This is a genomic window from Lelliottia sp. GFLA7 (assembly GCF_056490165.1).
Map to the genome: position 1 here is coordinate 39398 of NZ_JBWLAQ010000009.1, position 14651 is coordinate 54048.

General features: G+C 57.7%; 7 protein-coding genes. 3 read left to right on the plus strand and 4 right to left on the minus strand.

The annotated features are described in order from the left end of the window. Nucleotides 1-72: 72 nt before the first annotated feature. The gene (locus AC07RN_RS18560; RefSeq protein WP_478337022.1) at nt 73-10695 is read right to left on the minus strand and encodes a BapA/Bap/LapF family large adhesin; all 10623 of its coding nucleotides are present in this window, start codon (nt 10693-10695) and stop codon (nt 73-75) included. An 825-nt stretch (nt 10696-11520) separates the two neighbouring features. On the opposite strand from AC07RN_RS18560, the gene AC07RN_RS18565 reads away from it, so the two are divergent. From AC07RN_RS18565 to AC07RN_RS18575, 3 genes are read left to right on the plus strand one after another with little or no spacing between them, the layout of a single operon-like run. Then, nucleotides 11521-12018 (plus strand): tetratricopeptide repeat protein, encoded by a 498-nt coding sequence (locus AC07RN_RS18565; RefSeq protein ID WP_223297201.1) that lies wholly within the window; start codon nt 11521-11523, stop codon nt 12016-12018. A 20-nt stretch (nt 12019-12038) separates the two neighbouring features. Then, complete coding sequence (locus AC07RN_RS18570) at nt 12039-12554, plus strand: sigma-70 family RNA polymerase sigma factor (RefSeq protein ID WP_478337038.1); 516 nt, start codon at nt 12039-12041, stop codon at nt 12552-12554. Continuing rightward, a complete protein-coding gene (locus AC07RN_RS18575) occupies nt 12551-13339 on the plus strand; it encodes an anti-sigma factor family protein (protein WP_478337023.1) in 789 nt (262 codons plus the stop codon). Before AC07RN_RS18570 ends, AC07RN_RS18575 begins: the two co-directional genes overlap by 4 nt. On the opposite strand, the gene AC07RN_RS18580 is transcribed toward AC07RN_RS18575, so the two are convergent. The 3 genes from AC07RN_RS18580 to AC07RN_RS18590 all read right to left on the minus strand — a co-directional run bounded on the left by AC07RN_RS18580 (nt 13334) and on the right by AC07RN_RS18590 (nt 14646). Next, a complete protein-coding gene (locus AC07RN_RS18580) occupies nt 13334-13885 on the minus strand; it encodes a YceI family protein (protein WP_478337024.1) in 552 nt (183 codons plus the stop codon). The genes AC07RN_RS18575 and AC07RN_RS18580 overlap by 6 nt on opposite strands. Before the next feature lie 119 nt (nt 13886-14004). Then, entirely contained in the window at nt 14005-14361 is a 357-nt protein-coding gene (locus AC07RN_RS18585) for a hypothetical protein (protein WP_015960108.1), read from the minus strand. 129 nt (nt 14362-14490) lie between these two features. Next, complete coding sequence (locus tag AC07RN_RS18590; RefSeq protein WP_478337025.1) at nt 14491-14646, minus strand: hypothetical protein; 156 nt, start codon at nt 14644-14646, stop codon at nt 14491-14493. Between the last annotated feature and the right edge of the window lie 5 nt (nt 14647-14651).

Genomic DNA, 14651 nt, shown 5'->3' on the forward strand with positions numbered 1-14651 from the left:
TCCCTAATAAAAAATGCTGCCTAATGCCTGCGCCCGGGCGCTGAACGCCCGGGTCGTTTCTGACTTTTGCTATCAGGTAATGATGTTGTGATGCTGGTTGACTAACTCGTCGTAGGTGGCCTGGACGTTGTCCAGCGTAACAAGCGTTGTATTAGTGTAGGCACTCCCTGCGCCATCGCGGTCGATGGAGATCACAGTGTTATTACCGCTTTGGGCCACGTGGACGTAATTCCCAAGCGTAGAGGACTGTCCGTTCCAGCCCACCAGCAGATCGCCGATGTCAATTTTGTCCCCCTGGCTTATCGAGAAATTAGTCCAGTGATCGCCGCTGCTGTTGCCCGCTGTGGCATTCCCCACGGTGTTGTTCAGCACCTGGTAAATCAGCGTGTCAGCGTAAGCCGTCCCGGTGATGAGATCGTTATGCTCCGAGCTGATGAACTGCGGTGCCATGTTGATGGTCAGCGAGGCGCTGTCCGTTTTGCCTGCCGCATCGGTCAGGGTGTAGTTGAAGACCTCTTTCGAGGTGATGCTGGAAAGTGAAACCCCGGTGTTGAGCGTGTAGGTGTAATGCCCGTCAGCGCCGATGGACAGCGTGCCGTAATGCCCCTGAATGGTCGACGTTGCAGTGCTGGCGGTGTACGGATCCAGCGTGGTGGTGACGCCGTTATAGCCGGTGATGCTCAGGCGCGTATCCACGGAGTGCAGCTGATCCGTCGCCCCTTGCGAGTCGCTGCCGTCAAAGATATTGCCATTAACCGTATGCCCGCTGGTGGAGTCGAACTGGCTCAGCGAGTAGGCCGTACCGGTCACGCTTGGGGTGATGAGGATGCCGCCGACGCTCAGCCCCGGCACGTTGCCGGTGAAGTTCAGCGTGTAGGTTCCGGCGTCCAGATCCAGTCCGCCGAGGTTGATATCGATTTTGCCGCCCAGCAGCGCACCGCCGGCAAACGAACCGCTGCGGATAACCGTCGATCCATTACTGATCGACCAGCTCACCGTCAACCCACCCAGCGCCAGCAGCGATGCGACGTTGAAGTGCAGCGCCACGTTATGCAGCGCCGTGTTGGCATCCACCACAAATGTGCCGCTGCCGCTGCCCTGAGTCGGCGCTAACAGCGCGGTGGTCCAGCTTGCGGTGCCCACGGTGGTGTCAGAATACGCAGTGGTGTGGTGCAGGGAGGTGACGTCCATCACGGCGCTGACGTCGTTCACTGCATCCATCGCCCGTGCGGTTGGTGTGATATTCAGCGACGCCGTGTCTTTATCCCCGTTTGGCGCAGTGATGGTGTAGACGAACGTATCCGGCGTTTTGATGTGATCCGCGCCGATACCGCTGCGCAGCGTATAGGTGTAGCTCCCCTGAGCGTTAATCGTCAGCGTACCGTATTCACCCTGAATAACGGTCACGCCCGTGGCGTTAACGGCGACACCGTTGACCTCGGTGACCAGCGTGCCCTGCGGCGCAATATCGTCCGCCAGCACGTCACCCGTCGTCGATGCCCCCACGCTCGCCACGTTATAAACGTGATCCTCCAGCACGTTAAGGGTATACCCCGTGAGCACCGTGATCCCGGCTGCGGTATTGAGCAGGAACAGGTACTCGCCCGCAGGCAGGTTCAGCGTCAGCGTGCCCGAGGTGCCGCCCAGCAGCGGCGCGCGCAGCCAGCCCGGCTGAACGCGCATCTGCTCGAAGGTCTGGGTCGCATCGTTGAATTTATAGATATACAGGTCAAACACCGACGCCAGCGCCACGCCGCCGACCGAGGCCTGAATGGTCATGGTGCGGGTGGTGCCTTCCTGCACGCTGTAGATGATCGGATTGCTCAGATCGTCGAGCAGGTTCAGCCCCAGCGTGCTGCCAAGATTAACGCCCGCGACGGTGAATCCGCCCTGGGACGACGGGCCGTTGTTGATCGCCTGCACGCTGGTGTCGTAGGTCAGCGATGCCGTATCGTCGACCGCCGTGACGCTATTGGTGACGGTATTTGCGCCGAGTGAAATCACCAGTTTTGCCGAGGCGGTGGCGCCGTTATGCCCGATGGTATAGGTGAAGCTCTCGGTGCGACCCAACACGGCAGCGCTGGTGTTGGTCAGCGTGTAGGTGTAACTGCCGTTCAGGTTGATGGTCAGGGTGCCGTACTGCCCCTGAATGATAGTGCCGTCCGCCGTCACATTGACTGCGTTACCTTGCGCGTCGGTCACGGCCGTGATGCGGGTTCCCGCTGGCGCGTTATCGCTGCCCGTCGTCGGGTCAAGGTCATAAATGACGTTGCCGCTTTGGGTTGAGATCCCGGTGATGACCCCGGCGCTGGTTTCGGTCACGTCTACGTCGAGACTAGTGTACGACCCGGTGGCCAACAGATTGGTGTTGTAGCTTAGGACGCGATACTCGCCATTTTCCAGCCCGGTCATGTTCAGCGTCACGCCGCTCGCGCCGAGCGTGAGCAGGTTGGCAAACTGCGGCAGGCCGGTATCAACGACCGTCGTCCAGGTGTTATTGACGCCGTCCCAGCGCTGAACCACCACCTCCAGCGTGTTGAGCAGCGAGAGCACCACGCCCGTGGCGTTCGCGTTGATCGAGATATCCGCGTTTCCGCCATTGGAGACCACAAAATCAACCTGCGCCGTGTCGTTGCCCAGTAACGTCAGTACGTTGCCGAGCGCGCCGACCAGCAGGAATCCGTAATCACTGTACTGCGCGTTAGTGACCGTGGCCATGGTGCTGATATCCAGCTCCTCAACGTTGGTACTTGCCGACAGCGCCACCACCGGTGACAGCACCGATCCTGGCGTAGAGGTGTTCCCAGCGGCATCGGTGGCGGTGATTTGCAGGGTGTTGCCTTCCGTCTGTTTGTTGAGGAAGGTGTAGCTGTACGTGCCGCTGCTGTTGGCGACGGTAGTGAACGTCGAATTGTCCGGCAGGCGAATCGTCACCGTGCTGCCCGCTTCGGCGCTGCCGGTCAGGACGCTACCGTCGGCGTTAAAGGTCCCGGTTGGCGCGTTCGGCGCGACGGTATCGACAATAATGGTGGATGGCGATGATACCGGACCGACGCCGCCCACCACGTTGGTGGCCGTGGCGGTGAAGGCGTGCGAGCCCTGGCTGAGCACTGGCGTGGTAAACGACCAGTCGCCGTTGATGTCGGCGGTCGCGGTGCCCATTGCCACGCCGTTGTTATACAGCGTGACGGTGGAGTTTGGCTGCGCGGTGCCGGTCAGCGTCGGCGTGGTGTCGTCGGTCGCTTTCCCGTTGGTCAAATTGCCGATCAGCGTACCGACGTTATCGTCAATCGTCACAATCACCGGCGCGTTTGGCAGGTTGGTAAACGGCGCGACCACCGTTGCGTTGCCGCCGACGTTGCCAGCCTTATCGGTTGCAAACGCCAGCAGTGATTCGCCGTTGGTTTGCGGCGGTGAAATAGTGACGTTAAAGCTGCCGGTGCCATCCGCCGTGGCGGTGCCCAGCACGGTTCCGCCGCTGGTGGTTATCGTCACGGTGCTGCCCGCTTCGGCAACACCGGTGACGTGCGTCCCGTTGGTGATGACCGCGAGCGTGGTCGGCAGGTTAGGAGCGATGGTATCGACCACGACCGAGGAGATGGACGACGGCGCGCTGGTGTTGCCCGCCGCATCCGTGGCGGTTGCGGTGAAGTTGTGCTGGCCGTTGGTCAGAATGGTGGAGGTTTGCGGCAGCGTCCAGTTGCCGCTGGCATCCGCCGTGACGGTGCCGACCAGCGTACTGCCGTCGTAAATGCGCACCACCGCGTTGGCTTCCGCGGTGCCGTTCAGCGTCGGTTGCGTATCGTTGGTTGGCGTGCCGCCCGCGATCGTTCCCAGGTTCGGGCCGACGTCATCGACAATCGTTGTGATGATCGGCGCATTTGGCGGGGTGGCATCCAGGTTCAGCACAAACGGCGTCGTCGGATTGCTGGTATTGCCCGACGGATCGGTCGCGGTGATCGTCAGCGGATGCTGGCCGTCGGCTAACGCTGGCGTTGGCGTAAAGCTCCAGGTGCCGTCTGCGGCGGTTACGCTGCCGATTTGCACGCCGTTATCGTAGATTTTAATCGTCGAACCCGCTTCAGCCGTCCCGCTGAGCGTAGGCTGCGCGTCGTTGGTTATCTGTCCGCTGTTGATCGTGGCCGTGGTGCCCACGTCATCGACCACACTCACCAGCACCGGAATAGCGGGCGGCGTGAGGTCAATGTTCAGATTAAATGGTGACGACGGATCGCCGGTGTTGCCCGCCGCATCGGTTGCCCGCGCCACGAACTGGTGCGGCCCTTCAGGGAACGTGGTGTTGAGCGTGACGGCCCAATTACCGCTGGCATCGGCGGTGGTTGTGCCAACGAGCGTGTTCCCTTCAAAAATGTTGATGGTGGCGTTAGGTTCGCTAGTCCCGATGAGACGCGGAACGGTGTCATCGGTGGTTTGCCCGTTGCTCAGCGGCCCGGTGACAGTGCCAACGTCGTCAAACGCCTGCGTAATCACTGGGGCGAGCGGTGCGATGGTATCGACAATCACCGTGAAGCCAGGCGACGCCACGCTGACGTTACCCGCCGCGTCGGTCGCGGTGGCGGTCCAGGTGTGGCTCCCGTTGCTTAACGCGCTGCCTGGTGTAAAGCTCCATTCGCCTGATGCGTTGGCCTGAACGGTACCCACGACGCCACCGTTTTCATAAATAGTCACCATTGCGTTGCCCGCCGCCGTCCCGTTCAGCGTTGGCGTGGTGTCATCGGTGGTTTTGCCGTTGGTCACTGGAGTCAGGACGCTTCCCACATTATCGGTCGCGTTAATAATGGCCGGTGCAGAAGGCGCGAAGGTGTCGACCGTCAGTTCGAACGTGCTGGTGGTCGTGCTGGTATTGCCCGCGACATCGGTCGTGCTAAGGGTAATGGTGTGTGTGCCTTCGCTCAGCGGCGCGGTCGGGGTGAATGTCCAGTTCCCCTGGGCGTTGACGATGGCGGTGCCGAACGGTTGTCCGTCATTCAGCAGGGTAATGGTGGCCCCGACTTCGCCCGTGCCGTTAAAGGTTGGCCGATTATCGTTGGTGCTGTCGCCGCTGGTGATTTCCCCGATCACCGGGCCGACATCATCCAGCACCGTGAGCACAATCGGTGCGGCGGGTGGGGTGGTGTCGACGGTAAATGAGAATACTGGTGAATTCGCGGAGACGTTGCCCGCCGCGTCGCTGGCGTTAACCCTGATGTTGTAAGCGCCGTCGGGCAGATTAGCGGGCGGCGTGAAGGTCCACGTGCCGTTGGCGACGGTTGCGGTGCCGATTTCAATCCCGTTATTGAGAATATGGATCGTACTGCCCGTCACGCCCGTTCCGCTCAGCGTTGGGGTCGCGTCGTTGGTCACTTGTCCCGCCGTTAAATTGCCGAACGCACCGCCGGTGACGTTGTCGTTCACTGTGTTCAGCACCGGTACCGCTGGCGGGGTGATGTCGATGACGACCGTGTACGCATTGGAGGCAATGCTGACGTTACCCTGCGGATCGGTCGCTTTGACGGTGAAGGTGTGTGAGCCTTCACTCAGGGCGGCGGCAGGGGTGAATGTCCACGCGCCGCTGCCGTTGGCTATGGCGGTGCCGATCTGCGTTGCACCTTCGAAAATCGCGATGACGCTGTTGGCTTCCGCCGTGCCGGAGAGTGTCGGCGTGGTGTCGTTGGTGACGCCGTTCGTCGGAATGTTTTCTGTTGTGCCGACGTTATCTTCCGCGCCCACAATCACCGGCGTGGTAGAGACTGTATCGACCACAATAGTGAACGGTGCGGAAGCACCGCTTTGATTCCCGGCCGGATCGGTGGCTTTGATGGTCAGCACATTGCTGCCCTCGGCCAGCGCGCTCGGAGGGGTAAAGCTCCACGCACCCGTTGGACCTACTAACACGCTGCCGAGCAGCGTGCCGTTGCTGTAGACGGAAATGGTATCGCCCGCCGTCGCATTGCCGGTCAGAGTCGGCTGGCTGTCATTGGTAATTTGATTGTTGGTCAGAGGGCCGGTGCCAGGACCCACGTCATCAGTCACGGCACCAATCGCAGGGATGTTCGGTGCCGTCAGGTCGATCGTCACCGTCGCCGCCGCGGAAAGCCCGCTGGTGGCTCCGCCGATCGTCGCGGTGGCCGTGAAATTGTAGGTACCTTCTGCCAACGCGCTTCCCGCCGGAACCGTGTAACTCCAGGTGGTTTGCCCACTGCCTAGCCCAATCGTGGCGATCTCCACACCGTTCAGATACAGGGTGATGGTGCTGTTTTCCGGACCTGTTCCGCTGATAACCGGCGTGGTGTCGTCGGAACTCCCCCCTTTCACTTCGATGCTGTCCGTGCCGTTGTTATCAGCGATTGAGGTGATGACCGGCACGTCGGGCAGATCGGGCGCATCAACGACGTTAAAGGTGGTGGGATCGCTGAGGTTGCCCGCCGCATCTGTCGCCCTGACCGTTAGCGTGGTTTCGTTGGTTTGCGCAGGCGAAAGGGCGATAGAGAAATTCCCGCCCACCGCAATGCCGCGACCCAATTCAATGGTGGTGCCGCCCGGGCCGGGGCCGGTGATAATCACCAGTGAGCCCGCTTCAGCCGTACCGGTAATCGGCGTGCCTTCGATAGCCAGCGCCGTCACGACCGGAGCTGCTGGCGCATCGGTATCCACCGTCACGTTAGTGGTCGAGGTGCCAGAGGTATTTCCCGCCGCATCGCTGGATGTGACGGTGATGACATGAGGGGTATCAGGAAGCGCCGTGGGCGACGTCCAGCTCCAGGTCCCGTCAGGTTGAACCGTAGCGGTGACCGTAGACGCAGTCCCGTCAATAGAGACGGTGATCACGGTGCGCGGCTCGCCGGTGCCGGTCAGCGTTGGCGTATTGTCATTGGTGTAAAGAACGCCGTTAGCGAGCGTGCTGGACGAGATGTCGTCAATCAGCGGCGTGGTTGGCGCGATGGTATCGACGGTGACGGTGTAAATCGGACTCAGGGGGCTGACGTTACCGGCCGCGTCGACTTGCGCCGCCGTCAGCGTGTGCGGCCCTTCGCTCAGCGCGGTAGTAGGCGTAAAGCTCCAGACGCCGCCTGCAACCGTAGTCGTCCCGATTTGCACGCCGTTATTATAAATAAGGATCGTATCGCCGCTGACGCCCGTTCCCGAAATGGTCGGGGTGGTATCCTGCGTCGCGCCGTTATTACTCACGCCGCCCGCATCAGTGATCGCCGGGGGCAGGGGGGCATCAGTATCGATAGTCACTTTGATGGCGACAGACGTTCCCGAGACGTTGCCCGCTTCGTCCGTCGCGGTGGTGGTGAACGTGTGCGACGTTTGTGTCAGGGGAGTATCCGGCCTCCAGCTCCAGTTGCCGTCAGCACCGATTGTGACCTGGCCTACTTCACTTTTCGGCGCACCGTCGACGCTATCGTAAATGGTGATCACATCGTTCGGCGTGCCCGTCCCGCTTATCACCGGACGCGGATCGTTGGTGCTGCCGTTATCGGCGACAGGGCCGGTTATCTCTGTGACGTTATCCGTTACCACTGGCGTAGCTGGCGTGGTCGGCGCAACGGTATCAATGACAATGGTGACCGGCTGCGACGGCGCACTTTCATTGCCCGCGCCATCTTTATTGGTGACGGTTAGCTCGATGTCATACGAGCCATTGGTCAGCGGCGTAACAGGCGACCAGCTCCATTTCCCGTCATCATCGACGATGACCACATCGGGTTGCTTCACGCCATCAATGTAAATCGTGACCGTATCACCCACATTCCCGGTGCCGCTCAGCGTTGGCGAGGTATCGCGCGTCGCTTCGCCCGGGTTGAGCGCGGTACCGATGGGGGCATTGTCCGGGTTGACGGTGATGTCAGGCGAATCAGGCGTGGCGGGTGCAACGGTGTCCACCACCAGCGTAAACGAGCCTGAAGGGGTAGAAGTTCCTGCGGCATTTGTCGCCACCGCCGTTAAAACGTGCGTGCCGTCCGTCAGCGTATTTGGTGGGGTAAAGCTCCAGCCGCCGCTGCCATCGAGCACGGCAGATCCTAGCAGCGTCGTACCGTCGTAAATGGCAATCGTGGTGCCCGCGGGTGCCGTGCCTTGCATGACCGGATGGGTTTCGTCCGTCGGGGAACCGCTGGTGAGGATTCCCTTAACGTCACCGGTGTTATCCGTGACCGTCGTAATGGATGGCGGCGGCGGTGCTGTCGTATCCACCGTGAAGGTAAATCCGCCAGATGCTGCGCTAACGTTGCCTGCTTTATCAATGGCAGCTGCGGTGAGGGTGTGTTGCCCGTTCTGGAAAACAATCGTAGGAGTGTAAGTCCAGGCTCCGCCGTCGTTGACCAGCGCCGTGCCAATCTGCGTGCCGTCAAGACGAATGCTGATGGTTGTGCCAGGTTCACCTGTGCCGTTAAGCGTTGGGCGATTATCGTTAGTGACTTCGTTGATATCGAGTGCGCCGGTTCGGCCCGGTACGTCATCAACCACTTGGGTTATGACCGGGGCCGCAGGCGCGAGGCTGTCGACGATGATACTCCAGCTGTTTGACGTTTCACTGCGGTTGAGCGCATCGTCCACGGCGACGGCGGTTAAAACATGTCCGCCCTCCGGTAAATGGACAGTTGGCGTAAACGACCAACTGCCGTTGGAGAGCACGTTGGCGGTGCCAATTTGGTTGTCACCGCTGTAGATATAAACCAGCGTTCCTGGCTCGCCGGTGCCGGTGATTGTCGGCGTACTGTCGTTGGTCAGCCCGCTTTGCGGGACAGGACCGGTCACGTTAGCCACGTTGTCTTCCACGGAAACTATCGTCGGCGTCTGCGCAGGGGTGATATCCGGGGCGGTGGCGTTCGCCGTAGGCCCTGTGTTTCCGGCTTTATCGGCGGCCTCGGCAGTGAGGATTTCGCCGTTCAGTTTTGGCGGGGCGATGGTCACGCTAAAGTTGCCCTGATCGTCCGCTTTGCCTTCGCCAATTTTTACGCCATCTTCGCGGATGGTCACGGTGCTGCCAGGTTCTGCGGTCCCGGTGACTTTGGTTCCGTCACCCGAAACGACAGGATTATCGGGCGCTAACGGTTTGGTGGTGTCAGGCGCGTCTGCGGTTCCCGGTAGACTGGTGTTGCTCGACGGATCGGTGGCTACCACCTGCAATACTTCGCCATTCGTTTGTGGCGGACTGATGGGAACGGTGAATTTCCCGTCGCTGCCTACGGGGCCCTCACCAATTACGTCGCCATTAGGCGCTTTTACCGTGACGGTGCTGTTCGGTTCGGCCGTACCCGAGACGCTGTTCCCACCGTTACTCACGATCAGGTTGCCCGGTATCGCTGGGGGAGTGCTGTCTGTCGCGACGACGGTGGCTGGAAGGCTTTGGTTTCCGGCTTCGTCAGAAGATACCGCAGAAAGGGTCTGGCCGTCAGTTTGTGCCGGCGATAACGTAATGGTGAAGTTACCGTTGCCATCGGCTTTTCCGCTGCCAATCGGCAGACCGTTACTGGTGATGGTAATGGTGCTATTCGGCTCTGCGGTCCCGCTGACCTCAGTGCCCGCAGGATTGAGGTTCATCACTGGGGCGTTCGGTGCGAGGGTATCCACCATCAAGGTAAACGCATCGGATGGGACGCTGACATGACCTGCCGCATCGGTCGCGGTGAGCGTCAGAGAGTGATTACCTTCAGACAGGGCAGTGCCGGGTGTAAACGACCAACTTCCGTTAGCGCCTACCTGGGTGGTGCCGATTTGCACGCCTTTGTCGTAAATCGTAATGAGAGTGCCGGGTTCACCGGTGCCGCTCAGCATCGGGCGGGCATCATCGGTGACCTGGTTTTGAGTGAGAGGGCCGGTGATGCTCCCGGTATCATCGTTCACCAGAATCAGGGTAGGAGCATCAGGTGTCACGAGATCGGGCGCGGTGAGGTGGCCATCTTGACTGATGTTTCCTGCGGCATCGGTTGCCGTTGCGGTGATTTGCTCACCGTTGATCAGCGGCGTGCCCAGGTCGATGGTGAATTTCCCGTCGCTGCCGGTTTTTCCTGTTCCGATGACATTGCCGTTGGCATCCCTGAGCGTAATGATGCTGTTGGGTTCCGCCGTACCGGTAACGATCTTACCGTCTGCGGAGAAGGCGAGATTGGTTGGCGCGTTGGGCGGTGTCCTATCCGGGGTTGCCGGATTCTCGGAGTTTCCCAAATTGCCGGGGTTATTCGTGTTCCCGTCACCATCACCGCCATTGTTACCGCCGCCATTGTTATTGCCGCTACTGCTGTCGTCTCCACCACCGCCTCCACCACCACCGCTACCCGCCGCCACGGCAATGCCCCCCGCGACAGCTGCGCCACCGAGGACCCACGGCCAAATAGCGGCACCGCCGGACGCGTCGCCCCCTGACGCCGCCATAAGGGCGTCAATCGAGGAGATAGCTTCGTAATGTTCCACTGCGGTGGGGTCTTCAATCCACCACAATGCGCCGTTGCTTTCTTCGAGCACCAGCATGCTTGCGCCCTGCGCATCACTGACGTAGAAGTTTTTAAGCGTAATGGTTTCGCCGGAGTTCAGGCTGACGACCAGGTCGTTTCCGTTACGGGCGTAGTGTGAAATATCCGCTCTACCCACGTGGAGCTTAACAATTGAGGATTGACCCAAAGAGACTTGATTACCTTCCGTGGTGGTTTCCACGCCAGTGAGTTTCGAAATGACAGAGATTTGGCTCATATATAATGACTCCCGACAGATTTTTTTAATGGCGTGCAAGACGAAGCCAGATTTTTTGCGGGTAATGAGCGCCCCCGGCGGAGTCGCTATTTATTAAAATAGTGCTCACCGTGATTTATCTTCAGAGCGGCCGATGCCCGCCAGCATATCGAGTGGCTACATCAGATTATTAAAAGAATGTGCTGTGGAAAAATGTCTATTTGATTTTTATCTGTTATTTAAAACCCTGTGATTTATAACGGTGTCGTTTTGGAATGCCTAAAAATGATATAGCTATAAATAACAAATTAAGCAAATTAAGTGCCATTGATATCGCAGTTAAGCCGCTGTGAAGCGACTGTTTACGCATGCGGGTGACTAAGTCATTCCCACACCTGGCGCGCTCTGCGTGAGGGTTGTGTCGCATGATGTTATCGGCGTTGGGAATTCGAAAGGCGTGTTGGACTATAAATATATTCTTCGACGGGTTATGTAAATATAAAGTCAATTTAGCGTGACTAAAGTTTTGGTTTAGTTGCAGTGTATAATAGGGTTTAAGATATATTATGTTTGCGCCCGTCGTTTAAAATAATACTGGAAATATAATAATGCTGTGCTAGTCAAAATGGTAATTAAGCTATCGTTAATTGTTTATTTGAATTAACGGCTCACGCTTACGTAATGAATGCGCAGTCAGCATGATGTTTATATCAATAAAAATTTCATTTTCGTCGAATAGAACGGGAGGCTCAGGCGTTTACACCTTGTTGACCTGACAGACCTCACCAGGAGTAGAAAATGAAAGCCAAATCGCCACGTTTGAACGCCCGTTCCCTTGCTATCTCAATGCTGTTATTTTGCTTCCAGGCACCGCAGGCATTGGCGATGGGGGATGATAATACCGAGAGCAAAACGCCCGATTGCCCGAAAGGCCAGGTTTATGACAGCGCGACGAAACAGTGTGTGCCCGAGAAGTCGACGCGCCTTAGCGATCAGGACAAAACCAACTATGCCTATCATCTCGCCAAAAAAGGTGAGTACCAGGCGGCGTTGAATTTGCTGGATACGCTGAAAAATGCCAATACTGCTGAGGCGTGGAATTATCGTGGTTACGCGACGCGTAAGCTGGGGCGCACGGACGAAGGAATCGGTTATTACCAGCGTTCGCTTGCCCTTGAACCGAATTACGCCAAAGCCCGCGAATATCTGGGAGAGGCCTGGATGGTGAAAGGCCGCCCGGATCTGGCAAAAGAACAATTGCAGGTTATCGCCGGAATTTGCGGCCAACATTGCGAAGAGTATCGCGATCTCCAGAGCGCGATTAACGGGCATCCGGAATCCTGACCCTTACAGGAGCATGAAAAATCACCACCAGTGACGTTCGCCAACATCTTGCAGCCCATCTTACGCGCCTTTGGCGCTACGGCCTGGTGCTGTCTCGTAATCGGGATCTTGCTGAAGAGCTGGTTCAGTCCACCTGCGTGCGCGCGCTCGAAAAGAGCGCGCAATACTCGCCCGGCACGCGTATCGACCGATGGTTGTTCTCGATTCTTCATTCGATTTGGATCTCCGATCTCCGCGCTCGTCAGGTCAGAATGGGACAGGGATTTGTGCCCAGCGACGAGCTTATCGCCCCGGATATGCATGGGCAGAATGACGATCGGATGCACTACCAAAAAATTATGCAGAGCGTGAATGCCCTCCCGGAAGCGCAGCGTAATGCGGTGTTTTTGGTGTATGTCGAGGGATTTACCTATCAGGAGGCAGCAGACACGCTGTCGGTGCCGATTGGCACGATAATGAGCCGTCTGGCAACGGCACGGGCAACGCTTGCCAAATCGGCAGCCGTGCGACCTGTGGCAAAGGAGAAACGATCTTGAAATCGCTACGTTTTGCGCCCCCTTATGACGATGATGCGATAGTCGCCTGGCTTGACGGCGAAATGGATCGCGCTGATGCTCAAGCCTTTGAACAACAGCTAAACAGCGATGAACAACTCGCCGCACGTACCGCTGAGCTGATGAAAAGCAATCAGGATTATCCAGGCGCCTTTGCACCGTTACTGGACGATGCGCCGTCCGCGCGAATGCAGGCAAAACTGGACGCTTATCTGGACGAGCAGTCGACGAAACGCGCTGGAGTGAGCCGTCGGGCGTTGATCGCCGCGTCGCTCAGCTTCCTGGTTATCGGTTCGGGATTGGGTTATCTGGTGCGCCCATCCGAAGAGGTGCGCGACGAAAATGGCCATATACGCGATCTCGAAGCCCAATACATGTCGCTGTATAGCGCTGAAACGCTGCTCGATCTGGACAGCTCGCCGTCAGTACTTCAGAAAGGGCTGGCGCGCACGGCCCAGGATATCGGGCTACACGTTAATGAACAGCAACTCGCTTTGCAGAGCGCGGAGCTAAAAATGGTCCGCATCCTGCGCTATGAGAGCACCTCTATCGCGCAGATAGCCTGGATACATGCGGATTACGGCCCGATGGCGCTCTGTATTTCTCCGCTGGGGCAGAAGAGTCGCACGGAAATCACCCGTGAAACGCGACACGGCATGAACGTCGCGTGGTGGAATAGCCGGGGCTATCAATTTGTCCTTATCGGACGAAATCCTGCGTCGCAATTACAGGACAGCGCACGGCAATTACACTCTGCACTGTCATGATTTGGCATGGATATCAATTTTGATATTGATGCGATCGTCAACCACCATGGCGAATTTGTCCATGTGCCAGGCGGAACGGGAGATGGCGGTCGTGGCGTGAAGGGAGATCGCATCGGTCACTTTGCGATCGTCCAGTACCGCCTCAAGGATCACCGGACGCTGAACATCCTTTACCTGTAACGAGCCAAATACCCTGAAACGACCGTTACCAAGCGACACTACTCTGGTGCTCCTGAACACAATATTGGGGTAACGCGCAGCATCGAAAAACATGTCACTTTTAAGCTGCCACGTCAGCAAACTGTTGGAGGCGACCAGCGTCGAGACGGGGATTTTCACGTTGATACGATCGGCAAACTCATTCTCGGGATCTAAGGTCACATTTCCCGTCGCGCTGTCGAGATTAGCCCAGGAAAGAATGCCGCCGAACGCGCGCCAGGAGAGGGTGATAGGCGTGCTGTGTGTATCAATGGCATAGCTGACAGGCATTGCGCGTAAGCTCGGGCACAGCATCAGCGTAAGCAAAAGAAGTGTAAGGCGAATCATCGTGGGATCTCCAGTAAGCGACAGGGTGTAAACGCATGGAGCAGGAAAGTTATTCGAGAAATTTTAGGCGAGGTAATAAAAAAGGCCGCGAGGCGGCCTTTAGAAGGGGAGAAACGGGCTTATTCAGTGACTTTCTTTTCCAGCTCTGCTGCGCCTTCTTTCGTCTTATTCCAGCCTTTCTCAGTACCTTCTTTGGTGGCATCCCACCCTTTCTCGGTACCTTCTTTGGTTTTATGCCAGGCTTTCTGCGAATCTTCACTCACTTTACTGCCAAAACTTTCGCTTTTTCCTTCAGCGGCATGTTCAGATTTCAGCTTCAGCTGTTCGCCTTTGTGCTGCTCTTCATGCAGTTTTTGCTTTGCGTTGTTCGCGTTTTCATTCGCCGCGGCAACGGTATCGTCGGTTGCATGTGTGGTTGCGGCAAAAACAGGCGTCGCCAGCAGAAGTGCAGATAATGCAATAATTGTCTTTTTCATCATATCCTCAACTAACGTTATTCATGTTATGAGCGTGTTAAGGATGACACGAGCGAAGCGGCACGGCTCTAGGAAAAAACTGTAAGTGGATCAGTGGGGTTTTAGACGAGGGGACTGTTATTGCGATTTTTATACCGACAAACCTATCACCGCGTTGATAACAGATGAGGCCATAAACACGCCGCCGACTATCAAAAAAGCACGTTCTCTACGCGTAGCCGCAAGTACGAGCATGACAATCGCCACGGCAAAGAAGGGGATGGCGATGATGCTGAAAGTGTTCATGAGGG

Coding starts and splice junctions, on each gene's coding strand:
- AC07RN_RS18560 (WP_478337022.1), bottom strand. CDS start 10,695: ATGAGCCAAATCTCTGTCATTTCGAAACTCACTGGCGTGGAAACCACC.
- AC07RN_RS18565 (WP_223297201.1), top strand. CDS start 11,521: ATGCTGTTATTTTGCTTCCAGGCACCGCAGGCATTGGCGATGGGGGAT.
- AC07RN_RS18580 (WP_478337024.1), bottom strand. CDS start 13,885: ATGATTCGCCTTACACTTCTTTTGCTTACGCTGATGCTGTGCCCGAGC.
- AC07RN_RS18585 (WP_015960108.1), bottom strand. CDS start 14,361: ATGAAAAAGACAATTATTGCATTATCTGCACTTCTGCTGGCGACGCCT.
- AC07RN_RS18590 (WP_478337025.1), bottom strand. CDS start 14,646: ATGAACACTTTCAGCATCATCGCCATCCCCTTCTTTGCCGTGGCGATT.